Raw genomic sequence first — 13990 nt, forward strand, 5'->3', positions numbered from 1 at the left:
TTCAGCCGGTGGTGGCCCGGCGCAGGGCGCGGTGGACGCCCGCCGGGGTGAGGACGCCGAGGGGGCGGCCGTCGGCGCCGGTGACGACGAGGCGGCCGGTGTCGTGCTGGAGCAGCACGGCGAGGGCGTCCTTGAGCGAGGTGCCCAGGGGCACGGGGGCGGGGGCGCCCGCCGGTCCCGGCGCGTGGGCCGCTCCGGGGCCGTCGGCCGGTCCGGAACCCTCCGCCGGTACGAGGTCCTCCGCCGGTACGGGATCGAGGTCGGCCTCGGTGACCGGGGTGACGGCGAGCCGCTTGAGGCCCCGGTCGCTGCCGACGAAGTCCGCGACGTACGGGGTGGCGGGGGAGCCGAGGACGGTGGCCGGGGTGTCGAACTGCTCGATGCGGCCCTGCCCGTAGACGGCCATGCGGTCGCCCATGCGGACGGCCTCCTCGATGTCGTGGGTGACGAGGAGGACGGTCTTGCGGACGGTGGCCTGGAGGGCGAGGAACTCGTTCTGGAGGCGTTCGCGGACGACCGGGTCGACGGCGCCGAAGGGCTCGTCCATGAGCAGGACGGGCGGGTCGGCGGCGAGGGCGCGGGCGACGCCGACCCGCTGGCGCTGCCCGCCGGAGAGCTGGGCGGGGTAGCGGGAGCCGTGGACGGCGGGATCGAGTCCGACGAGTTCGAGGAGTTCGGCGGCACGCGCGCGTGCGGCGGCCTTCTTCCACCCGAGCAGCGAGGGGACGGTCGCGGTGTTGTCGAGGACCGTGCGGTGGGGGAAGAGCCCGACCTGCTGGATGACGTAGCCGATCTTGCGGCGCAGGGCGACCGGATCGACGTCGGCGATGTCCCGGCCGTCGACCAGGACCCGGCCGGAGGTCGGCTCGACGAGCCGGTTGACCATCATCATCGTGGTCGTCTTGCCGCAGCCGGACGGCCCGACCAGGGTGACGAGTTCGCCCTCGGCCACCTCGAAGGAGAGGTCGTCGACGGCGGTGGTGCCGTCGTCGTACCGCTTGGTCACGTGCTCGAACCGGATCATGGTTCCCCATTCTGGCCCCTGGACGCCGGGGGTGTGTGAAGGGCGTGTTGCCGCATTGTGGCGGGTCCGGGGGATTGTCGGTGCCGGGGGTTAGTGTCGGCGGACAAGCGTTCGGGAAGGCTGACTGCCCGGGGGGAGGGACGGATGAGCGCATCGAACTGTCTGGTCACGAACGACTGGATCTGCGGGGAGTACCTGCGCACGCGCGCCGGGGAGCTGACCGACGCCACGCTCCAGCATGTGGGAATCACCGTGGTGTCCGTGCTGATCGCGCTCGTCGTCGCGCTGCCGCTGGCGCTGCTCGCGCGGGCCAGGCCCCGGTTCGCGGGCCCGGTCCTCGGTCTGACGACCCTGCTGTACACGGTGCCGTCGCTCGCCATGTTCTCGCTGCTGCTGCCGTTCTTCGGGCTGTCGGCGGCGCTCGTGGTGACCGGTCTCGTGCTGTACGCGCTGACGATCCTGGTGCGCAACGCGCTCGCGGGGCTCGACGCGGTGCCCGTGGAGACGCGGGAGGCCGCCCGGGGCATGGGGTACGGGCCGCTGAGGCTCCTCTGGGAGGTCGAACTGCCCTTGGCGCTGCCGGTGCTGATGGCGGGGATACGGATGGCGACGGTCTCCACGATCGCGCTGACGACGGTCGGTTCGGTCGTCGGCAGGGGCGGTCTGGGCAATCTGATCGAGGACGCGCTGCCGACCTTCTTCAAGGCGCAGATGCTCGCCGCCGCCGTGCTGTGCGTCCTGCTCGCCGTCGTCGCCGATCTGCTGCTCCTGGGCGTCCAGCGGCTGCTGACGCCGTGGGCCCGGATACGGACCGCGCCGGGGGGTGGGTGAGGTGGGGGTCGTGACGGATGCCTGGGGCTGGCTCACCACCGGCGCGCACTGGACGGGCGAGGGCGGGGTGGGCCGGAGGCTCGCCGAGCACGCGTACGTGAGCGGGGCGGCGCTGCTGATCGCGGGGGCGCTCGCGCTGCCGCTGGGACTCTGGCTCGGCCATCTCGGCCGGGGCGGGGCGCTCGCGGTGAACGTGTCGAACGTGGGGCGGGCGATTCCCGTCTTCGCGGTTCTCGGCCTGTTCATGGTGTCGCCCCTGCGGAACGCCGGATCCGTGCCGACGGTCGTGGCCCTGGTGCTGTTCGCGGTGCCGCCGCTCCTCACCAACGCGTACGTGGGGGTGCGGGAGGTCGACCGGGCGGCGGTGCGGGCCGCGCGGGGCATGGGGATGACGGGCGGGCAGCTGTTCCGCCGGGTCGAACTGCCCCTGGCCCTGCCGGTGGTGATGACCGGGGTGCGCTCGGCGGCGGTGCAGGTGGTCGCCACGGCGACGGTCGCCGCGATGGTCGGGCAGGGCGGACTCGGCCGGATCATCACGGCCGGTTTCGCCACCTACGACACCGCGCAGGTCGTCGCGGGCGCGGTGCTGGTGGCGCTGCTGGCCCTCCTGGTGGAGGGCGTGCTGGTGGGCGCCGAGCGACTCCTCGGCCGCCCGGGGCGTCACGGAGGACGTACGGATCGCCGGGGCGGACACACGGCCCCGGAGCCCGGACGCGCGGCGCGGCCGCTCGGACGGGTGCCACACCGGCGGGAAGCGCCGGAATCGAAAGCCGACTTGACGAAGACGAATGGGTGATCTGGTGAACAGGGTCTCGCGGATCGCGGGCGCGGTGCTGGGGACGACGGCGCTGGCCGTCGCGCTGGCCGCGTGCGGCGGTGACAGCCTGGAGCAGGGCAAGGGGAAGGGCCCCGGGGGCACGGCGGACGGCGGGAAGGGCTCGCTGGTGGTCGGTGCGGCGGCCTTCACCGAGGCCAAGGTGCTCGCCGAGCTGTACGCGCAGACGCTGCGGGGCGCCGGATACTCGGTGTCGATCACCACGGTGAAGAATCGCGAGCTGTACGAACCCTCCTTGGAGAAGGGCGAGATAGACATCGTCCCGGAATACGCGGCGACGCTCGCCGAATTCCTCAACGCCAAGGTGAACGGGCCGAAGGCGCCGGACGACAAGCCGGTCGCCTCGGCCGACGCGGCGGCCACGGTCGAGGCGCTGCGCAAGCTCGCGGGACCGCGCGGTCTGAAGGTCCTCGACGCCGGTGACGCGGTCGACCAGAACGCCTTCGCGGTGTCGAAGGAATTCGCCGCGAAGAACAAGCTGACGACCCTTTCCGATCTCGGCCGCGCGAAGCTGAAGGTGAAGATCGCCGCCGGTGACGAATGCGCGGTCCGGCCGTTCTGCGCGCCCGGACTGAAGAAGACGTACGGGATCGACGTGGCGGGCATCGACCCCAAGGGCGTCGGTACCCCGCAGTCCAAGCAGGCGGTGAAGGACGGGGTGGACCAACTGGTCCTGACGACCACGACGGACGCCACGATCGACAGCTACGGACTGGTGTTCCTCACCGACGACAAGAAGCTGCAGAACGCGGACAACGTCCTGCCGGTGCTGAACGCCGAGGACGCCGGAGCGCCCGAGATAGCCGCCGCCCTCGACCGGATCACCAAGGTGCTGACCACAGCGGATCTCGCCGAACTCAACCGCAAGGTGGACGCCGAGCGGGCGAAGCCGCAGGACGTCGCCAAGGACTATCTGACGGCGAAGGGGCTGCTCAACAAGTAGGAGTCCGGGCGGGGATGTCGGCCCGAAAACGGAACCGGAACGGGGGATATCCACTTCCCGTGACGAGAAGTGGCCAAGAGATTGCCGGGCCGACGCCCCACACGACACCTACGCACGGTAAATTTCAGGCCATGCCACGTGGACGCCACCGCCATTCCCCGCCTCTGCACAAGCTGCTGCCGCCCTCCGCGGTCGCCGGCGTCGCGGTCGTGTGTGCCGCGGCGGCCTGGCTGCCCGGCGATCCGCTGATCGCCCGCCTCCTCGCCGCGGCCGCCGCGGCCGCCGCCGTCACCGGCGCCGTCCTCATGCGCGGCTGGGACCGGAGCGCCGGGACGCGGGTCGCCGAGCTCGACCGCGCCCGCACCGCCGACCAGTGGAAGGCCGAGGAGCGGCTCGCCGAGCTGGAGTCCGACCTGGAGGAGTCCCGCGCGCTGCGCGCCCGCCTCGACGCCAAGCTCCGCGCCAAGCGGGTCGAACTGGCCGGACTGCGCGGTGAGCACGCCGATCTCCTGCGTCGCTACGCCACGGCCGAGACCGAGCGGGCCAGCGCCCTGGAGGGCCGCCGGATCCTGGCCCTGGAGACGCCCGCGCCGGAGGCCGACACCACCGGCGCCGCCAGCACCGCCAAGGCCCTTCCGGCGGGCGGCTCCACGCCCACCCCGGAGGCCTTCCGGAGCGCCGCCGACGCGCTCCGCGAGCTTCCGCGCAACGCCGCCGCCCAGCGGGCCCGCCGGACCGCCGAGGCGGCCCGCGCGCGGGACCTCGCCGAGCGGGCCCGTGAGACGGACGAGCCGCGGGGGAAGCACGCGGCGGCCCCCGGCGGCGAGCACGCCCGCCCGGCCGCCCTCGCGCTGCCCCCGGCCGCACCCGCCGAATCCGCCGCATCTGCCGCACCCGCCGACTCCACCGAATCTGAGGCCTCTTCCGCGTCCGCGGCCCCGGCCGTACCGGCGGTCCCCGCGGTTCCGGCCGTACCGGTCGCCGCCGCGATCGTCCCGTACGCGGCCCGCAGGCCCGTACCGCGCCCCGAGGGCGGCTTCGACTTCTTCGGTACGCAGAAGGCCGCGGCCATCGAGGCGGTGCAGCACACCGATCTCGCCGATGTGGTCGGCGAGGAGGTCCTCGAAGAGGCCCTGGCCGCACAGAACCTGACCGCACGGAACCTGACCGTGCGGAACCTCGGCGGGCTGGACCCGGCCGTGCAGGACCCGGCCGCGCGGGACGGGGCAGGCGCCCCGCCGCTCACACCGGTCAGCCCCACCGGCACCGCCGGGCCTCTCGCTCCCCACGTCCCCGCCCCGCCCCGGACGGTCGGTCAGGTCATCGACCTGACCGCCCACGACGAGACCGAGCAGCTGGACGTCGTCGAACTGCGCGGAGCGGTCAACTCATGACGTACCGCCTCGCCGGCCTCCCGGCCGGTGAGGCCACCGGCCGCCGGGACGAACTGATCGCCCTGTGCGCCCGGGCGTTCTGCGGCGCCCCCTGGCACGAGCCCCCGGCGCGCGCCGTGCGGACCGTGGACCGGCTGCTCGGCTCGGCCGCCGGGCGCCCCGGCTTCCTGGCCGTCGCCGCGTTCGGCCCCGACGACGGGCTCCGGGGCTTCGCGGCGGGCTGGACGGACACCGCGCTCTCCGGCGACGAACCCGCCTTCGAACTGGCCGAACTGGTCGTCGCCCCCGCCCACCAGGGCCTCGGCCTCGGGCGCGCGCTGCACGACGCCCTGCTCACCGCCCTGCCCCCGGGCCCCCGCCGTCTGATGACCCTCGACGTACCGGAACTGACGGAGCGCTACGCGCGCTGGGGCTGGGCCGTGGCCGAGCGGCGACGGCCCGGCACCACGGACCGGGAGTACGTGGTGATGCACCGGAACGACGGGACAGACGGAGCAGGCGGGACGGGCGGGGCGGGCAGGCCAGACGGGACAGGCAGGGCCGGAGGGGCTGACGGGGCTGATTGCATCCATGGGGCCGACGGGTCCGACGGGACGGACCGGGCCGACCTGACCGCGCCCGCCGTCTGACCCCGTACGCCCGGCGTCACTTGTCGATGTCGCCGACGACGAAGAACAACGAGCCCAGGATCGCCACCATGTCGGCGACCAGCGTCCCCGGCAGCAGCTCCGTGAGCGCCTGGATGTTGTTGAACGAGGCCGAGCGCAGTTTCAGCCGGTACGGCGTCTTCTCGCCCCTGGAGACCAGGTAGTAGCCGTTGACCCCGAGCGGATTCTCGGTCCACGCGTACGTGTGGCCCTCCGGTGCCTTCAGCACCTTCGGCAGCCGCTGGTTGATCGGGCCGGGCGGCAGCTCCGCGAGCCGGTCCAGGCACGCGTCCGCCAGGTCCAGGGCGTGGTGCGTCTGCTCCAGCAGGCACTCGAACCGGGCCAGGCAGTCGCCCTCCTGACGGACGGCGACCCGCAGGGTGTCCTGGAGCTCCCCGTACGCCAGGTACGGCTCGTCGCGGCGCAGGTCGAAGTCGACGCCCGAGGCGCGGGCGATCGGCCCCGACACCCCGTACGCGTGGACCGCCGCCGCCGACAGGACACCGACCCCGCGCGTACGGCCCCGGAAGATCTCGTTGCCGAGGACGAGCCGGTCGTACACGTCCATCCGCGAACGGACGTCCGCGACGGACCGCCGCGCCCGTCCGAGCCACCCGGCCGGCAGGTCCTCCTTGAGGCCGCCGACCCGGTTGAACATGTAGTGCATCCGGCCGCCGGAGACCTCCTCCATCACCGTCTGGAGCTCCTCGCGCTCCCGGAAGGCGTGGAAGACCGGGGTGATGCCGCCCAGTTCGAGCGGGTACGAGCCGAGGAACATCAGATGGTTCAGGACCCGGTTCAGCTCGGCGAGGAGCGTACGGGTCCACACCGCGCGCTCCGGCACCTCCATGCCGAGCATCCGCTCGACGGCCATGACCACGCCGAGCTCGTTGGAGAAGGCGGACAGCCAGTCGTGCCGGTTGGCCAGCATGATGATCTGCCGGTAGTCCCGCGCCTCGAAGAGCTTCTCCGCGCCCCGGTGCATATAGCCGATGACCGGCTCCGCCTGCCGCACGACCTCGCCGTCCAGCACCAGCCGGAGCCGGAGCACGCCGTGGGTCGAGGGATGCTGCGGCCCGATGTTCAGCACCATGTCGGTGCTCTCCGCCGCGCCGCCGATGCCGACCGTCGTCTCCGTCATGCGGTCAGTATCCCCCGTGCGCCGGAGCCCCCGCCCGCCCCTTCCGGGACCCGCCGGACCAGCCACAGGAAGTCCCCGAGGCCCCCGCGCGCGGTCAGCTCCGCCGCCTCGCCCGCCGAGGAGAGCGCCCGTACGTAAGCGGCGGGATCGGCCGACGCGAGCGACAGCGGCGGTCGCCCCCCGGACACCCCGAGCCTCCCCAGCGCCTCCCGCTGGGTGACGAGCCGGGTCAGCGCCCGGGGCCGGTCCGGCCCCTCGCTCCGGTCCCGACGTCCCGTCCCGTCCCCGTCCTGCTCCGTCGCGCCCCCCTCGTCCGTCGCCGCCGCGCACGCGTCCAGGGCCACGTGGGAGGTCAGGTCGCAGCCGCCGTCCGGGACCGGCGGGACCTCACGGCCCGCGCGGAAGCCGGTCAGCGAACCGAAGGGCGGCCGGGACGCCCGTACGTGCGCGTAGTCCACGGCCACCGCGCGACCCGCCGCCACCGCGCCCACCGCCGCCGCCCACGCCTCGTCGCGGGGCCGCCCGATCTCCGCCCGCGCGCCCGGCTCCGCCAGCGGCCACCAGCGGGCCAGCCACTCCGCGTCCGGGCCGTCGACCGGCCCGCCGAGCCGCTCCGTGCCGTCCGCGCGGACCTCCACGTACCGGACGGTCCCCTCGGCGTCCGCCTCGGCCACGTCCACCGGCACGTTGTCGAGCCACTCGTTCGCGAAGAGCAGCCCGCGCACCCCCCGGGGCACCTCGCCGGTCCACTCGATCCGGGGGTCGAGCCCCGGAGGGCGGGCCGCCCGCTCCACGGCGTACGCCCGCACGGTCAGCCCGCTCCCGCTCCCGTCCGCTCCCCCACGCGCGCCGTCGAGCGCGGCGAGGACCCCGGTGAGGAGTTCACCCCGGCCCGCGCCCACGTCCACCAGGTCCACCGAGGCCGTTCCCAGTTCCTCCGCGACCTCGCCGAGCAGCCGGGCCACCGCCGCCGCGAAGAGCGGGGAGGCGTGCACCGAGGTACGGAAGTGCCCCGCCGGACCCTCGGGCCGCAGATAGAAGCCCCCCGGGCCGTACAGCGCCCGTTCCGTCGCCGTCCGCCACCCCTGCCACTGACACGTCTCATCCGTCACGGGCCCCAGTCTCCACCTCGGGGAGTACGGGCCCCGCGCGAAGGATCGACCCCACGGTTGATCCGCGCACCCCTCTCCCTTCCCTACTCTGGGTGACGTGCAGCGCCTCTACGACTTCTTCCGCAGACACCCGACGGGCGTCGACACCTTCTGGGCCGTCGTCCTCCTCGGGTTCTCCCTGCTGTCCGTGGGAGCGACCTACCAGGAAGTCGGCCGCCCCGTCGCGCACGGTCTCGTCGCCGTGCTCTTCTGCCTGGTCGTGGCCCTGCGGCGGCGCGCACCCGAGAAGATGCTGCTGCTGGCGGTCCTCCTCGGACTGGTCCAGCTCGGCCTCGACCTGACGCCGACCATCGCCGACTTCGCCATGCTGGTGATCGTCTTCACCGTCGCCGCGCACGACGGGCCCCGCTGGGCGTCCCGCCTCGCGCTCGTCGCCGGGCTCGCCGCCTCACCGCTCTCCCAGCTGAGATGGCCGCTGGAGGGCTCCGAGTCCGGGGCCGCCCGGGTCTTCTTCACGATCATCATGACCGTGCCGTTCGTCCTCGCCTGGGTCCTCGGCGACTCGCTGCGCACCCGCCGCGCCTACTTCGCGCAGCTGGAGGAGCGGGCCTCCCGGCTGGAGCGGGAGCGCGAGGCCCAGGCCAAGGTGGCGGTCGCCGCCGAGCGGGCCAGGATCGCCCGCGAGCTGCACGACGTCGTCGCGCACAACGTGTCGGTGATGGTCGTCCAGGCAGACGGCGCCGCCTATGTCATGGACTCCTCCCCGGAGACCGCCAAGCAGGCCCTGGAGACCATCTCCACCACCGGCCGTCAGGCGCTCGCCGAGATGCGCAGACTCCTCGGCATCCTGCGCACCGGGGAGCACGAGGAGGCCGGGGAGTACGTGCCCCAGCCCGACGTGGGCCAGATCGAGGACCTCGTCGAGCAGGTCCGGGGCGCGGGCCTCACCGTGGACTTCGCGATCGAGGGCAGCCCCCGCCCGCTGCCCAGCGGCGTCGAGCTGACCGCGTACCGGATCGTGCAGGAGGCCCTCACCAACAGCCGCAAGCACGGGGGCCCCGATGTCGGTGCCAGCGTCCGCCTGGTCTACTTCGACGACGGGCTCGGGCTGCTCGTCGAGGACGACGGCCGGGGCGCGCCGCAGGAGATGTACGAGGACGGGGGCGCCGACGGCCGGGGCCACGGTCTGATCGGGATGCGGGAGCGGGTCGGCATGGTGGGCGGCACGCTGGACGCGGGCCCGCGTCCCGGCGGCGGTTTCCGGATCAGCGCCCTGCTCCCCCTCAAGTCCGCCCACTGACGACGAGCCCGCCCCCCCCGAGACCTCCGACCGAGAACCCGAAGGAACCCGATGTCCATCCGCGTGATGCTCGTTGACGACCAGGTGCTGCTGCGTACCGGATTCCGCATGGTGCTGGCCGCCCAGCCGGACATGGAGGTCGTGGCGGAGGCGGGCGACGGGGTCGAGGCCCTGGAGGTGCTGCGGTCGACGGCGGTCGACGTCGTCCTGATGGACGTGCGGATGCCGAAGCTGGACGGGGTGGAGACGACCCGGCGGATCTGTTCGCAGCCCGACGCCCCGAAGGTGCTCATCCTGACCACCTTCGACCTCGACGAGTACGCGTTCTCCGGTCTCAAGGCGGGGGCGAGCGGCTTCATGCTGAAGGACGTGCCGCCCGCCGAGCTGCTCGCCGCGATCCGTTCGGTGCACAGCGGGGACGCGGTGGTGGCGCCGTCGACGACCCGGCGGCTGCTCGACCGGTTCTCGCCGATGCTGCCGTCCTCGGGCCGGGAGCCGGAGCACAAGGAGCTGGGGCGTCTCACGGGCCGCGAGCGGGAAGTCATGATGCTGGTCGCGCAGGGCCTGTCGAACGGCGAGATCGCCGCCCGGCTCGTCCTCTCGGAGGCGACCGTGAAGACCCATGTGGGCCGCATCCTGACCAAGCTGGGCCTGCGCGACCGGGTCCAGGTCGTGGTCCTCGCGTACGAGACGGGCCTGGTCCGGGCGGGCGGCGGCGCGACCGGCTGACGGGGCCCGCGCCCGCTCCGGCACGGGCTCACCGGCCCCGGACGGTACGGCACGGGGGCCGACCCGCCCCGGGAGCGGTACGGTCGCCTCACCTCGCTCCGGGGGCGGTACGGCCGTGTCGGCCCGCCCCCGGGTCAGCGCAGCACGCTCTCCAGGAAGTCGCTGCCGAGACGGGCGACGACGGAGACGTCCAGCTGGTGCAGGACGTACCGGCCGCGCCGCTGGGTGGTGATCAGTCCGGCCTTCTTCATGACCGCGAGGTGCCGGGAGACCTCGGGGGCGGTGACGTCGTACGCGTCGGCCAGCTCGCCGGTCGTGCTCGCGCCGCGCGCCAGACTGCGGCAGAGCCGCATCCGCAGCGGATGGGCGACGGCCTCCAGACGCAGGGTGACCTCCCCGACGGAAGCGGCGCCGCCGAGGTCCCGGTCGGCGACCGGGTACTGGACGACGGGCTGCCAGCCGGGGGTGTGCAGGGCGAAGAGGTGCGGCCAGCCGAAGGCCGTCGGCAGGAACGTCACCGCAGAGCCCACCGCGCTGGCCCGGCCGTGGACCAGCTTGTCGACGACGATCCGGGAGCCCGCCGCGTCCTCCTCCAGGGACATCGCGGGGGAGGCGGCGGTGACCGCGGCGGCCAGGCCCTTGCGGCGCGTCAGCTCGGTCTTGTGGCGGGCGTCGGCGGCGAGCTGGACCCGGACGCGGCGCCAGGTGTCGGCGAAGAAGGCCTCGTCGCAGTCCTCCAGGAGCCGCCGGACCCACGCGCGCGTGCCGGGCGGATCGGCCAGCATCCGCTCGACGAAGGCGATCTGCCGGGGACCGCGCGCGGCGGCCAGGTCGAGGGCGCGGCGGCGCATCCGGGCGTCGACGAGCGGGGAGGGGGTGCCGTGGGTGTGCGCGCTGTTGCAGGAGATCTCCAGGGCGGCGCCCACGTACTTCTCGTCGTCCATGAGGTCGAGGTCGTCCAGCTCCTCCGCGAGGGTCTCCCGGGGCCGGGACGGCAGCAGGATGTCCGACCGGCTGCTGTTCCACATGAAGTCGGCCTCGTGGAGCCGGTCCGCGAGCTCCGGCCGCAGTCCCGCCGACGTGGTCGTGGTCCAGGCGTGGAGCCGGGCGTGGTGTCCGGGTACGGACAGGGCGTGCAGGGCGGCGCCCAGCTCGGCCAGGGGCGAGGGGCAGAAGGCGATCCGCTCGTGCGGCAGTCCGGTGATGTCGATGGTCACGCTCACCCGTCCATGGTGCGGGACGGGGCGGGGGTGGTGTCGCGTGGGTTGACCGGGCCCGTCAATCGTCGCGGCGGGCGGCCCGGGTCCGTCGTTTGACGGGGCTGGTCAATCGGCGCGCGGTACGGCGGGGGAGCGGCGCACGGTGAGGGCATGAACGCCATGCACCAGTACCTCTTCGACGCCTACCGTGCCGCCAAGCTGGGGGAGCCCGCGCCGCCCGAGCCGGGCACCCGGGACGTCGCCGTCCTGCGGGAGCTCCGGGACCGCCGCCGGTTCGAACGGGTGGTGGCGGGCCGCCCGGCCCGGGGCGGTCTCCGGCCCCGGCTCAGGGCCCTTCTGCGGTCCCGGGCCCCGCTCGGCGAGTGCCCCCGGCTGCCGTGACCGTGCCGGCGCCGACCCGGATCGGCGCGGTGACCCGGCCGTGCCGGCTCGGGCCTTTCCGGCCGCCGAGGTGACCCGGCGGCGTCCGCTCGGGCCTTCCGGCCGCCGCGGTGAACGGGCCGCTCCCGTTCAGGGCTTCCCGGCCACCCGGGCCAGGAACGCGCGGGCCGCCGTCCGGACGTCCCCCGTCGACCACTCCAGGCCCTCCGCGGCCACCGTGACCTCGGTGCAGGAGACGCCCGGCGGGCCGCCCGCGCCCGGCGCGGACCAGCGGCGGAACAGGGCCGTGCCGGTGTCCTCGGTCAGGGCGAGGGACGCCGCCGTCAGGACCTCGGGCGGGTACGGCAGCCAGACCTGGAACTGATGGGTGTGCGGCGGTTCCGGATGGATGCGGAACCAGCCCGTCCCGGCCTCCTCGAACGCCTCCCGCAGCGCGTCCGCCACCACGCGCGCGCGGGCCACGTACGAGGGCAGCCGGGGCAGCTCGACGGCCAGGCCCCGGAGCGCGGAGAGCACCGCCGGGTACTGCTGGAAGACCTCGCCCCCGTACCGGTGCCGCCAGACCCTGGCCTCCGCCATGACGTCCTCGGGTCCGGCGAGCGCGGCGCCCGACATGCCGCCCAGGGACTTGTAGAACGACACGTACACGCTGTCCGCGAGCCCCGCGACCTCCGCGAGCGGACGGCCGAAACGCGTCGGGCACTCCCAGAGCCGTGCCCCGTCGAAGTGGACCACCGCGTCCCGCTCCCGGGCCGCCGCGACGACCGAGGCCAGCTCCTCCCAGGTCGGCAGGACGAAACCGGCGTCCCGCAGCGGCAGCTCCAGCATCAGCGTCCCGAAGGGCTCCGGGTGGTCCCGCACCTCCTCGGCGGTGGGCAGCCGGGGCGCGCCGGTCGGGTGGACGGTGCGGAGCCCGGAGACGGCCCCGAGGGCGCCGTCCTCGTGGACCTCGGGGTGGGCGAGCGGATGGAGGGCGACGACCGGGTTCCCGGTCCGTCCGGCCCAGCAGCGCAGGGCCACCTGCTGGGCCATGGTGCCGGTCGGGAAGAAGACCGCGGAGGGCATCCCGAGCGCGGTGGCGACCCGCTGCTCCAGGAGCTCCACGACCCCGTTCCCGTAGGTGTCGAGGGGCTCGTCGCCGTGCCCGGCGGACTCCGTCCAGTCGGCCAGTCCGCGCAGGGCCGCGCCCGCCGTGCCGTCCGCCGAGGCACGCCACAGGGTGCGCTCGGCACCGCCCCAGATCTTCGCCCGGTACAGCCGGGCCGCTTCCTCGTCCACGGGATCCACAGGTTTCATGCGCCGATCATCACACTGCCGTCCCCACCCTGTGGACAGCCGTGGGACAGCCACGGGAGAGCGTGAAACGCTGGCGTAGCATGACCAGAAATCGTCCGGTACCCGCCGAGGACTGGAACGGAAGGCCGTCCCCACCGTGAACGCACCAGCAGCGCCAGAGCCCCGAGCCGAGGACCGACCCGCCCGGCTCACCGTAGGAGTCGTCGGCGCGGGCCGCGTCGGCCCCGCCCTCGCCGCCTCCCTCCGGCTCGCCGGGCACCGCCCCGTCGCCGTCTCCGCGGTCTCCGACGCCTCCCGGCGCCGCGCCGCCGCCCTCCTGCCCGACGTCCCCGTCGTCGAGCCCGCCCAGGTCCTGGCCCTCGCCGACCTGGTGCTGCTCACCGTCCCGGACGACGCCCTGCCGGATCTGGTCGAAGGCCTCGCCGACACCGGCTCCGTCCGCCCGGGACAGCTGCTCGTGCACACCTCCGGACGGTTCGGGGCCCGCGTCCTGGACCCCGCCCGGCGGGCCGGTGCGCTGCCGCTCGCCCTGCACCCCGCCATGACCTTCACCGGCACCGAGGTCGACGTCCAGCGGCTCGCGGGCTGCTCCTTCGGCGTGACCGCGCCCGAGGAGCTGCGGCTCGCCGCCGAGGCCCTGGTGATCGAGATGGGCGGCGAGCCCGAGTGGATCGCGGAGGACGCCCGCCCGCTGTACCACGCGGCCCTGGCCCTGGGCGCGAACCACCTGGTCACCCTGGTGGCCCAGTCGATGGAGCTGCTCCGCACGGCGGGCGTCGCCGCCCCCGACCGGATGCTCGGCCCGCTCCTGGGCGCCGCCCTGGACAACGCCCTGCGGTCCGGGGACGCGGCGCTCACCGGGCCCGTCGCGCGCGGTGACGCGGGCACGGTCGCCGCGCACGTGGCGGAACTGCGCAAGCACGCGCCCGGCGCCGTCGCCGGATACCTGGCGATGGCCCGTACGACCGCCGACCGGGCACTCGCGCACGGCCTGCTCAAGCCCGAGCTGGCCGAGGACCTGCTGGGTGTGCTCGCCGAGGGAGAGACCCGATGACCACACCGAGCCCGTCGGGCACCCCGCACCAGCCGAACACTCCGGCCGCTCCGATCGCACCGAGCCCGTCGACCGCGCCAGCC

The 13990-nt window shown here is 74.4% G+C and carries 14 protein-coding genes; 9 read left to right on the top strand and 5 right to left on the bottom strand.

Annotated elements, in window-relative coordinates; all coding sequences use genetic code 11:
* Window position 1 precedes the first annotated feature (1 nt).
* Complete coding sequence (locus ACIO92_RS12515) at window positions 2-1024, bottom strand: ATP-binding cassette domain-containing protein (RefSeq protein WP_366442079.1); 1023 nt, start codon at window positions 1022-1024, stop codon at window positions 2-4.
* Window positions 1025-1168: 144 nt separating this feature from the next.
* On the opposite strand from ACIO92_RS12515, the gene ACIO92_RS12520 reads away from it, so the two are divergent.
* From ACIO92_RS12520 to ACIO92_RS12540, 5 genes are all read left to right on the top strand, one after another.
* Window positions 1169-1855 (top strand): ABC transporter permease, encoded by a 687-nt coding sequence (locus ACIO92_RS12520; protein ID WP_402279864.1) that lies wholly within the window; start codon window positions 1169-1171, stop codon window positions 1853-1855.
* A 1-nt stretch (window position 1856) separates the two neighbouring features.
* Window positions 1857-2651, top strand: a complete 795-nt coding sequence (locus ACIO92_RS12525) for an ABC transporter permease (protein WP_366442081.1) — start codon at window positions 1857-1859, stop codon at window positions 2649-2651.
* Window positions 2644-3633: an ABC transporter substrate-binding protein gene (locus tag ACIO92_RS12530; protein ID WP_401234953.1), complete on the top strand. Its 990-nt coding sequence runs from the start codon at window positions 2644-2646 to the stop codon at window positions 3631-3633. The genes ACIO92_RS12525 and ACIO92_RS12530 overlap by 8 nt, the downstream gene beginning before the upstream one ends.
* 131 nt (window positions 3634-3764) lie before the next feature.
* Entirely contained in the window at window positions 3765-5027 is a 1263-nt protein-coding gene (locus ACIO92_RS12535; protein WP_366442083.1) for a hypothetical protein, read from the top strand.
* Window positions 5024-5656 (top strand): GNAT family N-acetyltransferase, encoded by a 633-nt coding sequence (locus ACIO92_RS12540; protein WP_402279861.1) that lies wholly within the window; start codon window positions 5024-5026, stop codon window positions 5654-5656. The genes ACIO92_RS12535 and ACIO92_RS12540 overlap by 4 nt, the downstream gene beginning before the upstream one ends.
* A 16-nt stretch (window positions 5657-5672) precedes the next feature.
* Here the strand turns inward: ACIO92_RS12540 and ACIO92_RS12545 are convergent, their stop codons facing one another.
* Both ACIO92_RS12545 and ACIO92_RS12550 read right to left on the bottom strand, forming a co-directional pair.
* Complete coding sequence (locus ACIO92_RS12545) at window positions 5673-6815, bottom strand: NADH-quinone oxidoreductase subunit D (RefSeq protein ID WP_402054518.1); 1143 nt, start codon at window positions 6813-6815, stop codon at window positions 5673-5675.
* Window positions 6812-7927: an SAM-dependent methyltransferase gene (locus tag ACIO92_RS12550; protein WP_402279859.1), complete on the bottom strand. Its 1116-nt coding sequence runs from the start codon at window positions 7925-7927 to the stop codon at window positions 6812-6814. Before ACIO92_RS12550 ends, ACIO92_RS12545 begins: the two co-directional genes overlap by 4 nt.
* A 97-nt stretch (window positions 7928-8024) precedes the next feature.
* Between ACIO92_RS12550 and ACIO92_RS12555 the strand changes: the two genes are divergently transcribed.
* Window positions 8025-9227, top strand: a complete 1203-nt coding sequence (locus ACIO92_RS12555) for a sensor histidine kinase (RefSeq protein WP_366442087.1) — start codon at window positions 8025-8027, stop codon at window positions 9225-9227.
* Between the two features lie 51 nt (window positions 9228-9278).
* Entirely contained in the window at window positions 9279-9956 is a 678-nt protein-coding gene (locus ACIO92_RS12560) for a response regulator transcription factor (RefSeq protein ID WP_366442088.1), read from the top strand.
* A 134-nt stretch (window positions 9957-10090) separates the two neighbouring features.
* On the opposite strand, the gene ACIO92_RS12565 is transcribed toward ACIO92_RS12560, so the two are convergent.
* Window positions 10091-11179: a DUF5937 family protein gene (locus tag ACIO92_RS12565; protein ID WP_366442089.1), complete on the bottom strand. Its 1089-nt coding sequence runs from the start codon at window positions 11177-11179 to the stop codon at window positions 10091-10093.
* Between the two features lie 147 nt (window positions 11180-11326).
* On the opposite strand from ACIO92_RS12565, the gene ACIO92_RS12570 reads away from it, so the two are divergent.
* A complete protein-coding gene (locus ACIO92_RS12570) occupies window positions 11327-11557 on the top strand; it encodes a hypothetical protein (protein ID WP_402279857.1) in 231 nt (76 codons plus the stop codon).
* A gap of 129 nt (window positions 11558-11686) precedes the next feature.
* Here the strand turns inward: ACIO92_RS12570 and ACIO92_RS12575 are convergent, their stop codons facing one another.
* The gene (locus ACIO92_RS12575) at window positions 11687-12853 is read right to left on the bottom strand and encodes a threonine aldolase family protein (protein WP_402279856.1); all 1167 of its coding nucleotides are present in this window, start codon (window positions 12851-12853) and stop codon (window positions 11687-11689) included.
* Window positions 12854-12989: 136 nt separating this feature from the next.
* Between ACIO92_RS12575 and ACIO92_RS12580 the strand changes: the two genes are divergently transcribed.
* Entirely contained in the window at window positions 12990-13907 is a 918-nt protein-coding gene (locus ACIO92_RS12580; RefSeq protein ID WP_401234936.1) for a Rossmann-like and DUF2520 domain-containing protein, read from the top strand.
* The last annotated feature ends 83 nt before the right edge of the window (window positions 13908-13990 follow it).

Source organism: Streptomyces sp. NPDC087215, from assembly GCF_044744885.1.
Classification (GTDB): Bacteria; Actinomycetota; Actinomycetes; order Streptomycetales; family Streptomycetaceae; genus Streptomyces.